This window comes from Sphingomonas sp., assembly GCF_035758555.1.
Taxonomy (GTDB): domain Bacteria; phylum Pseudomonadota; class Alphaproteobacteria; order Sphingomonadales; family Sphingomonadaceae; genus Sphingomonas_B.
The window spans coordinates 1-13,533 of sequence record NZ_DASTXI010000131.1; the positions used below are offsets into that span (position 1 = coordinate 1).

Genomic DNA, 13,533 nt, shown 5'->3' on the forward strand with positions numbered 1-13,533 from the left:
CCCAGCCGAATGTCCACAGCACGCCGACGATCATAGCCATCAGCGCGCCGCCCAGCGCCAGCCCCGCCGGCAGATCGAAGGCGGCGCGTCCAAGGTCCAGTTCCGGAACCTTCCGTCGCTCGCCCAGCCGGACCGCACCCCAATATGCTGCCAATAGCGCGACCGAGCCGGCGATCGCCGCCACCAGCCTGTATGCGTCGGGCGCAGATGCCAGCTCACCGCCGCCAGCCCGTATCATGAGCCACAGCGTCGCTCTGGCGACTGAGTTGAACACGACAACGATTAAGACGCACAACGCAACCAGCCAGCCCAGCGCCCGCAGCCAGCGCCATTTCCCCGGCGCCAGCACGCCCGTCGATCCGATTACCACCATCCTTAGCCCCCGCTCCTGGTCACAGAGCTAGGCGCAGTGTATTATAGTGTCAACACACCTCCCGATATGGTCATCCGCGCGCTCACAAATCGATCGTCAGATAGGCCGATGCCGAACGCGCCGATTGGGGCGAATAGACGCCTGGTCCCGCCACGCTGAAGCCGCGCGCGTCCAGCAGGTTGCCGATCTGAAACCGCGCCGTCGCGCGGCTCTTGCCGATGGAAAAGGAATAGCGTGCGCCCAGGTCGATCTGACCGCGCGGCGGTAGCTCGACCCTGTTGTCGGTCGTCGCGGGCGTTCGGCCCCGGTGCGAAAGCGCGGCATCGAACGACAGCCCCTGCACCGCGGCAACGTCCCAGTTCGCATCCAGGCTGAGTATGTGCGTTGGAATGCCGACCGGGCGGCGGCCGATCCCGCGCGCAGCGTCGCCGGAAACCTGCACGGTCGGATCGAGCAGCACGCCGCCGGCAACGATCCTCAGCCGATCGGTCAGATTCCCTGAAAGCGAGAATTCCCCGCCTCGGTTGCGCGTCGTGCCGATCGGCACATAGTTGCCGGCCTGGTCGAAGCCGAAATAGGGCCTGCTGAGCTCGAACAGGCCGGCAACGGCCTTCACGCTCGATGTCACGTCGACACGAACGCCTGCATCCGTCTGGCGGGTGATGATCGTCGGCAATGCCTCGTTGCGATTGGCCGCATTCGCGGGCGGAGCGCCGCTCTCTTCGAACCCGCGCGAATAGCCGCCATAGACGGCGACGCCGCGAACCGGGAGCAGAGTGAGCGTACCGTTGTAGAGCAGCGGCGACGAACGTGAGACGATTCTCAGGTCCGGCGTCACGCTCGTCTTGCGGTAGGCGCTGTTCGAGAGGCCGAAACTCAGTTCGCCGACCCCTTTCCAGCGGCCGTCATAGGCGAGACCGTAGATCCACTGGCGCAGGCGGTCGTGCGACAGCTTGCCGAAACGAAATTGCGGGCGCGGGGTCTCGACATCCTGATAAATGGACGAACGGCCAAGGTCGATCTCGTCCGCGCCCCCATAATCGCGCCGGGCGCTGCGCCCGCGCACGCTGATGTGCAATGTGTGCAGCCGCTCTCCTTCGGCGATCGTGTGCGTCAGGCGAACTTCGCCGCTATTGCCTTCCTTGTTCACCGGCGGATCGGCGAAGATCGTACGGCGGCCGATCCCGTCCCGTCCGATGTCCGCGATCAGATAGGTATAGCCGTTGCGCAAGTGGCGCAGGGATCGGAACAGGCCGACCTGCAGGGTCCAGCCAGGCCAAAGGGCCGCGGACGTCAGCACCCCGAAGTTGAATTGGGTGCGATTGATGCCGTTCCAGCTCGGGCCGGGATAATGTGCTGGCCGCGGTTGCGGCGGCAGAAACGCGCCCGCCGGAATGTACACGGCCGAACTTTCGTCATCGATATCGGTGAAGACGCTCCAGAAGGGCAGCACCTCGATTCCGGCCGACGGACGCCATCGGCCGATCAGCGTTTCCGAATGATAATAGTTGCTGGTGCCATCGGCGAAATGGGTGCGGCCGCCATTCAGTCCCACGCCGACCGACAGGGATGAAAGCACCGGCATCGACGCGTTCAGCTCGACGCCTGCGCTGCCATAGCTATCGGCGTTGACCAGCACCGATGCGCCCGCCGTGTCGGCAGGCCGCCTCAGCCGCTGGTCGACGATCCCGCTCGGCGCTGCGAACGGATAGCCTTGGGCCGACAGTCCGACCTTGATCGATTGGGAATCGATGACAAGGCCCGACAGGCCCACGGCCGGCGCGAAATACAGCCCGTCGATGCGGAGATTGCCGGCATCGGTCGGCGAAAAGCCGCGCACGTTGCCGGCGTCGTAAATCCCCAGCGTCTCGCGCCCGACACTATAGCCGAACGCATCCTCGGCCTGGGCCACGGCATTGTCGCCGGTCCGGCTTTGCGCCGGGGCGGCTGCGGGTCGGAACGCAAGCGCAAGCGCTGACGCAGCCAGCGGAATCGCAACAAGTCTCGCCATCGCGCGAAGCTGGCCCGCGCCCCGCCGCCTGCGGAATCACTTTGGGGCAAAGTGGCGAAAGAGCTATGCGTTCAGGCGAGAGGCATAGCGGCGGCCGATCGGCAGCTCCGATCCGGCAATGCGGACGCGGCGATCGCCGTTCGTGCCCGCCACCGCTTCGATCCGGCGGCGATTGACGAGGTAGCGCCGGTGGATTCGCACAAAGTCGAACGACGCCAGCTCGCGCTCGGCAGCCTGCATGGTCATCCGCCGGATCAGGGTTCGCTTGCCGATTTGCAGCTCGATGTAATTGTCCGCGGCTGCGATCCAGTCGATCGAGCTTGCGATCTGGGCCAGATTCGCGGGTCCGGAGTCCGCCTCGTTCCGCGCGGCCGCCGCCCGCGCCGAGCGCACGCCTCGCGCCCACAGGATGAGGACGACGCCGATGCCCAGCGGCGGGAGGCGGCGCCACAGATTGAGCGCGACGGGCCTCCCGGTATTTCCGGCGATCGCATCGGCCGCCGCCTGCAGCAGGATCAATGCGGCCGCGGTCGCCAGCAGCGCCAGCAGCAGCTGCCACGGCCGTGCACCGAACCGGTCCCCCGCCGGCGTCTTGCTCCATTCGAACAGCGCGAGCCAGGGAAGCACTGCCACGGCCGACCACAAAAAGCTGCCCGGCCATTCGTGCGCGCCCTTCAGCAGCCGCTCATAGCCGTGGCAATAGGCGGCCCCGGCGACCCACACGATCAGGACCACTGCTGCCAGCGCCTGCCCGCGCAGCGGATGCGCGAGCGTCATGGTGAGCGGCCTACCTTGTCGCACCGCGAACATCCGCGAAGACTAATCCGTCAGCTTCCGCCTGTCACCAGCGGCGCTGGCGCGCGCGTCAGCCGGTGATGCTGTCGTAAAAGGCGTCGATGTCCTGCCGCAGCTGCGCCGCAGAACCCGGTTCGATATAGATCATATGGCCCGAGGGATAATATTTGTAGGTGATGTTGGCCTTCAGCGCCGGGTCCAGCTCCATATGCTCCAGGTCGTAATCGGCCCCGGCGAACGGCGTCGCCATGTCGTAATAGCCGTTCAGCGACAGCAGTTTCATCTTCGGGTTCTGCCGCATCGCCTGGCTGAGATCGACCGAGGTGTTGGCGGCGAACTGGCGGCCATTGCCCGGCGCCTTGTGCTTCCAGTCCCAGGCGGGACCGATGCCCGAATAGAAATTCGGGCGATAGGTCAGCTTGGTCTGATAGCCGAGGTCGTTGAACAGGTAATTGTTGATCGCGGCGATGAATGCGCCGGAGATCGCCTCGTTGGCGGCATCGAATTCGGGGCTGTCGCCGCCTGCATCGGCGTCGATGCCGTCGAACCGGCTGTCGAGCCGGCCGACGGTGCGGCGCTGGTCGCGCAGCAGCTCCTTGCGGAACCGGTTGGGCCCCGGACGCAGGTTGTTGCGCAGCAGGAACTCAGGCGAGACGCCGATCAGCGCCGCCGCCTGCTGCGCGATCTGGCTCCGCTCTTCGGGCGTCAGCCGGTCGCCCTTGGCGAGCGCCGCAGCGTACGGCCCGGTCGCGAACGCCTGCGCCTGTTTGGCGAACGCGTCGAGGTCGGCGGGCTTGTTCGCGAGGCGGTTGTGGTACCAGGCCGTCGTCGCGAAGGTCGGGAAGATGTTGACGTGCATCTGGTCGATGGAGGGATCGAACAGCAGCGGAATGTTCAGCACGGTCGACATGATCGTCACGCCCGCAAGCTGCACGCCGCGCTGCTGCAGCACATAGGCGAGGCCGCCGCTGCGCGTGGTGCCATAGCTCTCGCCGAGCAGGAATTTCGGCGACGCCCAGCGATTGTTGAGCGTCAGATAGCGCTGGATGCCGCGCGCGAACGCGTCGAGATCGCCGTCGACGCTCCAGAAGTCCTTGCCCGTCGCCTTGCCGAGCGGGCGCGACAGCCCGGTGCCGATCGCGTCCAGAAAGACGATGTCGGTGCGGTCGAGGATCGTGTCCTGGTTGGCGACGAGATGGCCGGGCTCCCCGTGCAGCTGGTCGAAGCCGGGCACGTCGACCTTCAGCGGGCCATAGCTGCCCATATGCAGCCACATCGACGAGGAACCGGGGCCGCCATTGTACATGAAGGTGATCGGGCGCGGCTTCCCGCCCTTGGGCGCGTCGAGCACATAGGCCGTGTAGAACATCGCTGCGATCGGCTCGCCCGCGTCGTTGCGGATGGTGAGCGTGCCGGGCGTGACGGTGTAGTTCAGCGCCGACCCATGAAACGGGATGGAGCGGTGCCGCGACACCGAATATTCCGTCGCGCTGGCCTTGGCCTCCTCCGATTTGTCGACCGTGGCCGCCTCATCCGAATGCTTGGCCGATTCCGTCTGGGGCGCCTTCTCGGCGGCATAGCTGGGCAGCGCGACCGCGACAGCGACGGTGGCGAGCAAAGTTGCGAAAAGGCGCATGGTCCGGAATCCCCGCTAAAGTGTCGGAAGCGGGCTAGCCGATCGTATACGGTTTGAGCAAGCCTGCCGCCCGCTTCATTTTCGCAGGATTTTCTCCATCGCCTTTCCCTTCGCAAGCTCGTCGATCAGCTTGTCGAGGTAGCGGATTTCCCTCATCAGCGGCTCCTCGATGTCCTCCACGCGGACGCCGCAGACCACGCCCTTGATCAGATCCCGCGACGGGTTCAGGCGAGGCGCCTGCCCGAAAAAGTCCTCGAAGCTGGTCTTCCCGTCGATCTGGGCGGCGAGCTCCGCTTGCGTGTAGCCGGTCAGCCAGCAGACGATCCGGTCGACCTCCGCCTTTGTCCGCCCCTTCCGTTCCGCCTTGGCGACATAGTGCGGATAGACGCTCGCAAAGCTCATGGAATAGATTCGATGCTGCGTCATGGACCTTCCCCAGGCATCAACGGCTGGCGAATAGTGTGCCCGACCAGAAAGCGCCGGACAATCAGACTATCTTTGCAGCGGACTGACGCGGCAGGGGTCCCAATGTCTCACGGCCCCGCGTCAGGCGTGAAGATCGCCCACCCCTTCAAGGCGCATGACTCCCTTGCCGGGAAGTTCGACCCGCAATTCCAGCTTCCCGCCCGCAGCTTCCACATAGCGGCGCAAGGTCGAGAGATAGAGGTCGGTCTGCTTCTCGATCTTGTGCACCGAAGGCTGCTTGATCTTGAGCACGGCCGCCATTTCCTCCTGGCTGAGCTCGGCAAGCTGCCGCAGCGCCTTCAGGCCTTCGACCTCTGCCACCAGCTCGGCAGACCGTGCCTCGATCTTGCGGCGACGCGCCTCAGGCAGGGCCGACATCATCTCGTCGAGCGTCCGTCCCATCGTCACTTCTCCTTCCTGGCCATCGCTGCCAGATGATCATCGAATCTCTTGTCGGCGGTGGCGATGAGCGTCTTGTAGAACCGCTTCTGGGCCACGCCCGACTTGTCGCCCGCAACCAGCAGGATCGCCTGTCGTTCAGGATCGAACGCGAAGGCGACACGCCACACACCGTCCGCTGCCCGGAACCGCAGTTCCTTCATATTGGCGTGCCGCGAGCCGCTGAGCGTTTCGGCATGCGGGCGGCCAAGTTGAGGTCCGTAGATGGACAGCAATCGCATCAGAGCCAAAAGCTCGTCCTGAACCGGTTCCGGCAGGGCATCATATTCCGCGTCGAACGCGTCGTGGTTGGCAACGGTCCATGCCATTAGCGCGATATAGCCAATAAGCTATATTTTGTCTAGCCCTCAGGCTATTTTGGTGCGCCCGACAGGATTCGAACCTGTGGCCCTCAGATTAGGAATCTGATGCTCTATCCTGCTGAGCTACGGGCGCACGCCGGGGCGACTCCTGCCCGTCGCCGCCCGCCGGGTCAATCTTCCGCGGGCCGCGGGCCTGCGCGTTGCGGGATGGAATAGAACAGCTTCCTGAAGCTGATCCGGATCGTGCGGCCGAGCGGGTCGAGCAGGTCGGGCTGGTAGTTGACCGGCGTCGTCCCGGTCGCGTCGCGCACGCGCTGGCGTTCGTTGAACAGGTTGTCGATCGACACCGTCACCCGCGATCCGCGCAGCCACGGATGGTCCGCGATCACTTTCGGCATGCCGCCCAGGTTCGCGAACAGGCGGAAGTTGATCTTCATCAGCGATCCGAAGCGCAGATCGTCGCCCGCCAGCCCGCTCGCGTCATTGACCGTTGTGCCGCTCTGCCAGTCGGCGCTCAGTCGCGCGCCCAGCCCGTTGCGGGTGATGCCGGCCTGTGCCTCGATCTCGTGACGCGGCTGGCCGCCGCCGCGGCCGGTCGATCCGCCGTCGAGCAGGTCGATGAACGGCCCGCCCGGCCGCACCAGCACATCGTCCCTGAAATGCCAGGTGTGGTAGAGCGCGAATTGCAGCCGCCCGCCGCCGAAGCCGCCGCGCCCGCGTCCGCCGAAGCGGCGGCCGCCGGTGCCCGGCTGCTGGCCGCTCGCGCCCGTACCGCTCTGAGCTCCCTGCGGCCGGCCGCGGGAGGGCAGCCGCCCCGCCGCCGCCAGCGCACGATATTGCTCGGCCGTGCTGTCCTGGATCCGCTTGGAGAAATGGACGCCCCAGCGCAGCTGGTCGCTGCGCTCGCGGAAGAAATTGACGGGCCGCGCGTCGATCGTGACCAGATTGCCGTCGTCGTCGCGGATGAAGCGGTCGGGGAACGCCGCCTGGATCGCCGCGGTCGGGAAGGACAGCGATTCGATCGCGTTGCGCGTCCGCGCATGGGTGAAGTTCGCGGTCAGCCTCAGGTCCGTCTCGCTGAACGGCCTCAATGTCATGCCGATCTTCATGACGCGCCGGCTGTCGGCCAGCAGGTTCGGATTGCCGCCGGTGATCTGGGTGACGATCGCCGATTCGCCCCGCACCAGGTCGAACACGCGCACGCCGGGCGTTACGATCACCGGGTTGCCGAGCTGCTGCGCGGTCGGTGCGCCATCCTCGTCCGACCAGGAGGCGACGATGTCGAGTGCCTTGAACGGCGACCAGGTCGTCCCGAAACCGTAGGTGTAGAGCGTGCCGAAGTCGCTCAGCCGCTGCACTTCCAGATTGCCGTTCAGCGACAGGTCGCCGAGAAAGCCGATCACGTCGCGGGCGCGGCTGGCGACGGGCAGGTCGACATTGATCTGGCCGCCGCCGATATCGCGGTGGACGTCGCCGCTGCGAAAATTGCCGCCGCGCATGCTGCGGCTGGAAAAGTCGCTGGTCGAAGAGTTCAGGCGCAGCGTCGTCGAGACCGGCCCCGCCGGCAAGGTCAGCGGCTGGCCGTTGATCGTGAAGTCGCCGCCCAGGCTGCTCGCGACCGAATGGGCGGTGTCGGCGGTGACGCTGGTCTTGGTGTCGGTCTCGGTGCGGTCGAACGCGCTGGTAAACGCCCATTGCCAGCCGGAGATCGCTCCGTTCAGCGTGGTCGCGAGCCGCGTGTTCAGCGAATCGTTGTTTTGCGTGATCAGCGGGCCCGTGCCATCGGCCGAAAGGCCCAGCAGCGCGCGGCTGTCGGTCCGCTCGACGCGCCCGTTGACCGTCGCCGACACGCCTTCCGCGATGCCGCGCGCATAGACCGCGTTCAGCGACGCTTCGTTGGACGACGGCAGCAGCGTCCTGAAGCTGGTGCCGCCAAGGACGTCGCGCTGGCTCTCCAGCAAATGGTTGGTGTGCTCATATTCGCCGGCGAGGCTGAAACGCCCGTCCGGCGTGATCCTCAGCAGATTGGCTTCGATCTCGGGATTGTTCGCGCCGCCATCGGTCGCAAGCCGGTCGCTCAGTTCCACCGTCGTCGCTCGGAAGCGGCGGCGGAGCACGATGTTCACCACCTTCTGCTCGGCTTTGTAGCCATATTTGAGCGCAACTTCCTCGGGCAGGATATCGACGCGCTGGATCGCTTCGGTCGGCAGGTCGCGGATTTCGCTGAAGCCGGAAATTTTGAGGCCGTTCAGCAGCACGATCGAGGCGCCGCGGCTGCGGCCCTGGTTGGTGCTGATCTGCGGCGCGAGCTCGTCCAGCAGCTCTGCGACCGAATTGACGCCGTAGGAACGGATGTCCGCCGGGCTCAGCTGCACTTCGGGCGGGATGTCGCCGATCACGGCGCCGCGCTGGCGCTGGCCGACGACGACGATCTCCTCCTCGTCGCCCATCATCAGATCTTCCGGGGTCGGTGCCGCCGCGGCGGCGGGCGCCGGTGCAGCTTCGGCCGGTTGCGGCTGCGGCGCCGGCGCTGCCGTCTCCTGCGCCCGGGCTGGGACGGCTGCACCGGCCAGCAGGGCCGATACCAGGGCGAGGCGACCGATCATTTCGCTTCCTTTTTTCGTTGCGCCCCACAGCCTTGGCGCGCGGCAGCTGAACGAGGCATTTCAACCCGTAACGATCGATCAGGTTGCTCCGGAAAGGAAATGGGTTCGTATTCACATTTAGCTATCGTCACCCCGGCCTTGAGCCGGGGTCCCCCTGCCTTTTTTTACACCAGGAAGAAGCGGGATGCCGGCTCAAGGCCGGCATGTCGTTTGACCTAATGCGTCTGCTCAGGCGGCACGATCGGGAAGGGCAGCGGCATCACGCCGACACCTTCCTCGCTGAGCGCGGCCGCTTCGGCGGCCGTCGCCTGGCCATGGATGGTGCGGTGTTCGGTCTCGCCATGATGGATCGCGCGCGCTTCGTCGGCAAAGCGCCGGCCGACCCACTCCGAATCCTGCAGCATGCTGGACTGAAGCTCGGCCATCTTTGCCATCAGTGCCTTCATCTCGGGCGCCGCGCCGGTCGCGACCGGCATCGGAACCTCAGCCGCTTCCGACGCCTTGCCGCCCAGCCGCGGCGCCATCACGGCTTTGCCGATCTCGCCGTCGCCGCACACCGGGCATTGGATCAGCCCGCGCCCGCGCTGGTCGTCATAGTCGGCGCTGGAGCCGAACCAGGCTTCGAACACATGCGCGCGGCCGCATTTCAGGTCGAACACGATCATCGTGCCACCTCGACCGGCGGAATGTCGCGGCGATGCTCGATCGCGGGCACGCGCGCGCGGACGGCCTGCACCTGCGCGAGGTCGATATCGGCAAAGCCCAGCCCCGGCGCTTCGCCCATGTCAAGCAGCACGTCGCCCCACGGACTCACCACCAGCGAATGGCCGAACGTCTCGCGCCCGTCCTCATGGGCGCCTGCCTGCGCCGCGGCGATCACGAAGACGCCGGCCTCGATCGCGCGGGCGCGGAGCAGCACGTGCCAGTGCGCGCGTCCGGTCGGCACGGTGAAGGCCGCCGGAATCGCCAGGATCGACGCCCCCGCCCCGGTCAGCGCCCGAAACAGGTCCGGAAAGCGGATGTCGTAGCAGATGCTGAGGCCCAGCCGGCCCCAGGGCGTCTCCGCCGCGACCGCCCGGCCCCCGCGCGCATAAACGGCCGACTCGCGCCAGCTCTCGCCGGTCGGCAGGTCGACGTCGAACAGATGGATCTTGTCGTAGGTGGCGCGGACGGCACCTTCGCCGTCGATCAGGAAACCGCGGTTCAGACGCTGCCCGCCTTCGCCCCGCAGCGCCAGCGAGCCCAGATGCACCCACAGCCCCGCCTCGCGCGCGGCTTGCCGCACCGCCGCCAAGGTCGGGTCCTCGTCCTCGCTGCGCAGATGCGCTTCGGACCGGCTCCGGTCGCGGTCGAGCAGGTTCGACATTTCGGGCGTGAAGAGCATGTCCGCCCCGCCCGCCTTCGCGGCAGCGACCGCGTCCACGATGGTGCGCGTGTTGGCGGCCGGGTCGACGCCCGACTGCATCTGGAGAATGGCGGCGCGCATGGTCTCGCTCAGGCGGCCTTCAGCAGCGGATCGAGGCCGCCGCGCGCATCGAGCGCCGCGAGATCGTCGGAACCGCCGACATGGTGTCCGTCGATGAACACCTGCGGCACGGTGATGCGGCCGTTCGCGCGCTGGATCATCTCGGCGCGCTTCGGCCCGCCCATCGTGATGTCATATTCGGTATAGGCCGCGCCCTTGCCGTCCAGCAGCCGCTTCGCGCGGACGCAATAGGGGCATCCGAACTTGGTATAGATCTCGACAGTCGCCAAAGTCTCGCCTCCTCAGTCCGATCCGTCGCGCATGCCCGCGGGATCGTCAACTCTGTCCTGCAGCACGCGCGCCCAGCACAGCACCACCACGCGCGCGGCGCCGGCTCGTTTCAACGCCTTCGCGCACGCGCCCGCCGTCGCGCCGCTGGTATAGACGTCGTCGACCAACAGCACCGTGCGGCCCTTCAGCGCCGCCTTCTTTTCAGATGGGACGGCGAAGGCGCCGCGCAAGGTGCGCGCCCGTGCCGTCCGCCCCAGCCCGCCCAGCATCGGCGTGCGCTTGCGCCGCTCGATCAGGTCGGCGCGTGTCTCAAGGCCGGTACGCCGCGCTACATCGCGCGCAAGCAGCGCTGACTGGTTGAAGCCGCGCCGCCAGATCCGCCAGCGGTGGAGCGGTACCGGCACCAGCAGCGCGCCTGGTTCGGCAAGCGCCAGCCGGGCCAGATAGCGCCCGATCACCCGCGCCATGCCGATCCGCCCGCCATGCTTCAGCTTCAGCACCACCGCGCGCGCGGCCGGCCCATAGGCGACCGCCGCGCGGACGCCGTCATGCGCCGGCGGCTCGGCCAGGCAGGCGGCGCAGAGTGCATCCTCTCCCCGGTCCAGCTCGAACGGCAACCCGCATCCCGCACAGGCCGGACCGGCTATGAAGTCGAGCTTCGACCAGCACGGCTCGCAGAACGACCCGTCTGCCGACACGATCGCCCCGCACGCCGGACAGCGCGGCGGCAGCGCGAAATCGATGGCGGCGCGGATCGGGGCGGCAAGCACATCCCCTTGTTCCGCGCCGCGCGCTTCTGCACAAGCGCCGCCGATGACCGCGCCCGAAATCTTCAGCCGCCGCCGCCGCCGCATGCGCCGCGACCGCGCCGCGCGGGACTTTGCCGCGCACGGCTTCCTGCACGCGCGCATGGCGGACGAGCTGCTCGACCGGCTCGATTCGGTTCAGCGCAGCTTCGTCCGCGCACTCGACCTCGGCTGCCTCTACGGACGCGTCGGCCGCGCGCTGGCCGCACGGGGGATCGACACCGTCTCTGCCGATCCCGGCTTCCGCTTCGCCCAAGCGGCCGGCGGCGTGCAATGCGACGAGGACCGGCTGCCCTTTGCCGATGGCAGCTTCGATCTGGTCGTCGCTTGCGGCGGGCTCGACCAGGTCAACGACCTGCCCGGCGCGCTGACGCTGGTCCGCCGCGCGCTGAAGCCGGACGGGCTGTTCCTCGGTGCCTTTGTCGGCGCGGGCAGCCTGCCTCGCCTGCGCGCCGCCCTGCTTGGCGCGGAGGAACGTGCGGTCGCGCGGCTCCATCCGCAGATCGACGTCCGCTCCGCCGGCGACCTGCTGGCCCGCGCCGGCCTCGCCCTGCCGGTCGCGGATGGGGAGCGGCTGACGGTGCGCTACCGCTCGCTGTTCGCGCTACTCGCAGACCTGCGCGGCTCCGCTTCGGCCAGCCTGCTCGCCGACGCCGCGCCGCCGCTGACCCGCACCGCGCTCGCCCGCGCCGCGGAGCTGTTCCAGGCCGGCGCCGATCCGGACGGCAAGGTCGCCGAGACGGTCGAGATCGTCCACCTGCTCGGCTGGGCGCCCGCCCCCGATCAGCCCCGTCCCGCCCGCCGCGGCAGCGGCGCGGCCTCGCTGGCGGATGCGTTACGCCCGAAGCGGGGATAGCCGCGCCAGCGCCGCCACCAGCGGCACGTCCGCCGGCGGCATCGGCAGCGCCTCCATCTCCTCGACCGTCACCCAGCGCAGCGCGCTGGCGTCGAGCGGCTGCGGTTCTCCCTCCCACGCTCGCGCGGCGTAGAGCAGCAGCACCAGGTGCCGCTCGCCCAGTGCGTCGCTGGCAAAGGCGACCGGCGCCATCGCCTCTGGCGCGACCCGCACGCCCAGTTCCTCCTCCAGCTCGCGCGCCAGCGCCGCTTCGGGCGTCTCGCCGCTCTCGACCTTGCCGCCGGGGAATTCCCACAGCCCCGGCATCGACCGGTGCGGGGCGCGCTGCTGCAGCAGCACCCGTCCGTCTGCGTCGATCAGCGCCGCCGCGACGACGAGAAGGATCGGGTAACCGGGCGCCATAAATGTTCCTTAACCTCCCTCGTGCAGGTTCTCGACCACTTTGCACCACCGGGGACCGGCGTGATCATCCAATTCCTCCGCAAATTGCTCCGCCAGACCGACGGCGCGACTGCGATCGAATACGGCCTGATCCTGGCCCTGGTCTGCATCGCGTGCCTGGGCGCAGTCGGTGCGGTCGCGGACAAGACGATCGGCATGTGGAACGGCGTCGCGCAGAACGTGCTGGCACACTGATGCGCCCGCGCCGCTCGGCCTTGTTCGCGAACAGGCTGATGCGGTTGCAACGCGGCGCCACCGTCGTCGAATATGGGCTGATCGCAGCGCTGGTCGCCATCGCCGCCATGACCGCGATGACCAGCCTCGGCGTCAATCTGGGCGGCGCCTTCCACAACAGCTCGACGAACCGCAAGCAGATCTGAAGCCAATCTGGTTAACCGGCGCAAGGCGATGCTCGTTTAGTTTTTCGCAACCGGCGGACACTAGCAGAGTCGCTGTTGATCTTCGGCCGGCCAGTCGGGTCAACGGGGAATTACTGGCCAGGGAGACCGAGCATGCAGAAGCTGCGCAAGCTCATTCGCAACAACAAGGGCGCGACCGCGATCGAGTACGGCCTGATCGCCGCGCTGATCGCCGTTGCCGCGATCACTGCCATGTCGAACCTTGGCAGCAAGGTCGGCAAGACGTTCAACACCGTCGCCGGCAACATGGGCTAAGCCCCAGCGCTTGCCAAAGAAGGACGGGCGGCGAGGCGACTCGCCGCCCGTTTTCTTTTTGTCGGTTCAGAGCGAGCCCATTTTCAGGAACTTGGCGCGGCGGTCGGCGCGCAGGGCGTCGCGGTCGAGCGGCGCCAGCTCGTCCAGCGCCTCGCCCATCGCCGCGCCCAGCGCATCGATCGCGGCATCCGGATCGCGGTGCGCGCCGCCGACCGGCTCCGGCACGATGCGGTCGATCACGCCCAGCGCCTGCAGGTCCTGCGCGGTGATCTTCATCGCTTCCGCCGCCGCCGGCGCCTGATCCGCCGTCCGCCACAGGATCGAGGCGCAGCCTTCGGGCGAGATCACCGAAT

The 13,533-nt window shown here is 67.5% G+C and carries 16 protein-coding genes, 1 tRNA gene and 2 pseudogenes; 4 read left to right on the top strand and 15 right to left on the bottom strand.

Going from position 1 to position 13,533, the window contains the following annotated elements; all coding sequences use genetic code 11:
• The 13 genes and pseudogenes from VFT73_RS07990 to VFT73_RS08050 form a co-directional block, all read right to left on the bottom strand.
• Nucleotides 1-373 (bottom strand): annotated as a pseudogene (locus VFT73_RS07990) (CPBP family intramembrane glutamate endopeptidase); the annotation flags it as partial.
• Between the two features lie 82 nt (nucleotides 374-455).
• A complete protein-coding gene (locus tag VFT73_RS07995) occupies nucleotides 456-2,384 on the bottom strand; it encodes a TonB-dependent receptor (protein ID WP_326409727.1) in 1,929 nt (642 codons plus the stop codon).
• 63 nt (nucleotides 2,385-2,447) lie between these two features.
• A complete protein-coding gene (locus VFT73_RS08000) occupies nucleotides 2,448-3,161 on the bottom strand; it encodes a LytTR family DNA-binding domain-containing protein (RefSeq protein ID WP_326409728.1) in 714 nt (237 codons plus the stop codon).
• 88 nt (nucleotides 3,162-3,249) lie between these two features.
• A complete protein-coding gene (locus tag VFT73_RS08005; protein WP_326409730.1) occupies nucleotides 3,250-4,815 on the bottom strand; it encodes a S10 family peptidase in 1,566 nt (521 codons plus the stop codon).
• Between the two features lie 75 nt (nucleotides 4,816-4,890).
• Entirely contained in the window at nucleotides 4,891-5,241 is a 351-nt protein-coding gene (locus tag VFT73_RS08010; RefSeq protein ID WP_326409731.1) for a DUF2200 domain-containing protein, read from the bottom strand.
• Between the two features lie 120 nt (nucleotides 5,242-5,361).
• Complete coding sequence (locus VFT73_RS08015; protein WP_326409733.1) at nucleotides 5,362-5,682, bottom strand: XRE family transcriptional regulator; 321 nt, start codon at nucleotides 5,680-5,682, stop codon at nucleotides 5,362-5,364.
• 2 nt (nucleotides 5,683-5,684) lie between these two features.
• Nucleotides 5,685-6,047, bottom strand: coding sequence for a type II toxin-antitoxin system RelE/ParE family toxin (locus tag VFT73_RS08020; protein ID WP_326409734.1), 363 nt, complete (start codon nucleotides 6,045-6,047; stop codon nucleotides 5,685-5,687).
• 50 nt (nucleotides 6,048-6,097) lie between these two features.
• Nucleotides 6,098-6,174, bottom strand: a tRNA-Arg gene (locus VFT73_RS08025).
• 37 nt (nucleotides 6,175-6,211) lie between these two features.
• Nucleotides 6,212-8,647, bottom strand: coding sequence for a TonB-dependent receptor (locus VFT73_RS08030; protein ID WP_326409735.1), 2,436 nt, complete (start codon nucleotides 8,645-8,647; stop codon nucleotides 6,212-6,214).
• Between the two features lie 215 nt (nucleotides 8,648-8,862).
• Nucleotides 8,863-9,312, bottom strand: a complete 450-nt coding sequence (locus VFT73_RS08035) for a DUF1178 family protein (RefSeq protein ID WP_326409736.1) — start codon at nucleotides 9,310-9,312, stop codon at nucleotides 8,863-8,865.
• Nucleotides 9,309-10,133 carry a carbon-nitrogen hydrolase family protein gene (locus tag VFT73_RS08040; RefSeq protein WP_326409737.1) on the bottom strand — a complete coding sequence of 275 codons (825 nt, stop codon included), beginning with the start codon at nucleotides 10,131-10,133 and terminating at the stop codon, nucleotides 9,309-9,311. Before VFT73_RS08040 ends, VFT73_RS08035 begins: the two co-directional genes overlap by 4 nt.
• A gap of 8 nt (nucleotides 10,134-10,141) precedes the next feature.
• Nucleotides 10,142-10,402 (bottom strand): glutaredoxin 3, encoded by a 261-nt coding sequence (grxC, locus tag VFT73_RS08045; RefSeq protein WP_326409738.1) that lies wholly within the window; start codon nucleotides 10,400-10,402, stop codon nucleotides 10,142-10,144.
• Between the two features lie 12 nt (nucleotides 10,403-10,414).
• Entirely contained in the window at nucleotides 10,415-11,173 is a 759-nt protein-coding gene (locus tag VFT73_RS08050; protein WP_326409739.1) for a ComF family protein, read from the bottom strand.
• A 43-nt stretch (nucleotides 11,174-11,216) separates the two neighbouring features.
• Between VFT73_RS08050 and VFT73_RS08055 the strand changes: the two genes are divergently transcribed.
• On the top strand, nucleotides 11,217-12,065 hold the full coding sequence (locus VFT73_RS08055) for a class I SAM-dependent methyltransferase (RefSeq protein ID WP_326409740.1): 849 nt from the start codon (nucleotides 11,217-11,219) through the stop codon (nucleotides 12,063-12,065).
• On the opposite strand, the gene VFT73_RS08060 is transcribed toward VFT73_RS08055, so the two are convergent.
• On the bottom strand, nucleotides 12,045-12,467 hold the full coding sequence (locus VFT73_RS08060; RefSeq protein WP_326409741.1) for a (deoxy)nucleoside triphosphate pyrophosphohydrolase: 423 nt from the start codon (nucleotides 12,465-12,467) through the stop codon (nucleotides 12,045-12,047). The genes VFT73_RS08055 and VFT73_RS08060 overlap by 21 nt on opposite strands.
• Nucleotides 12,468-12,530: 63 nt before the next feature.
• Between VFT73_RS08060 and VFT73_RS08065 the strand changes: the two genes are divergently transcribed.
• The 3 genes from VFT73_RS08065 to VFT73_RS08075 all read left to right on the top strand — a co-directional run bounded on the left by VFT73_RS08065 (nucleotide 12,531) and on the right by VFT73_RS08075 (nucleotide 13,180).
• Nucleotides 12,531-12,701 (top strand): Flp family type IVb pilin, encoded by a 171-nt coding sequence (locus tag VFT73_RS08065; RefSeq protein WP_414712809.1) that lies wholly within the window; start codon nucleotides 12,531-12,533, stop codon nucleotides 12,699-12,701.
• 38 nt (nucleotides 12,702-12,739) lie between these two features.
• Nucleotides 12,740-12,886 (top strand): Flp family type IVb pilin, encoded by a 147-nt coding sequence (locus VFT73_RS08070; protein WP_326409742.1) that lies wholly within the window; start codon nucleotides 12,740-12,742, stop codon nucleotides 12,884-12,886.
• Nucleotides 12,887-13,018: 132 nt separating this feature from the next.
• Nucleotides 13,019-13,180, top strand: a complete 162-nt coding sequence (locus VFT73_RS08075) for a Flp family type IVb pilin (protein ID WP_326409743.1) — start codon at nucleotides 13,019-13,021, stop codon at nucleotides 13,178-13,180.
• 66 nt (nucleotides 13,181-13,246) lie between these two features.
• Here the strand turns inward: VFT73_RS08075 and VFT73_RS08080 are convergent.
• A pseudogene (locus tag VFT73_RS08080) lies at nucleotides 13,247-13,533 on the bottom strand (acetyl-CoA carboxylase carboxyl transferase subunit alpha); the annotation flags it as partial.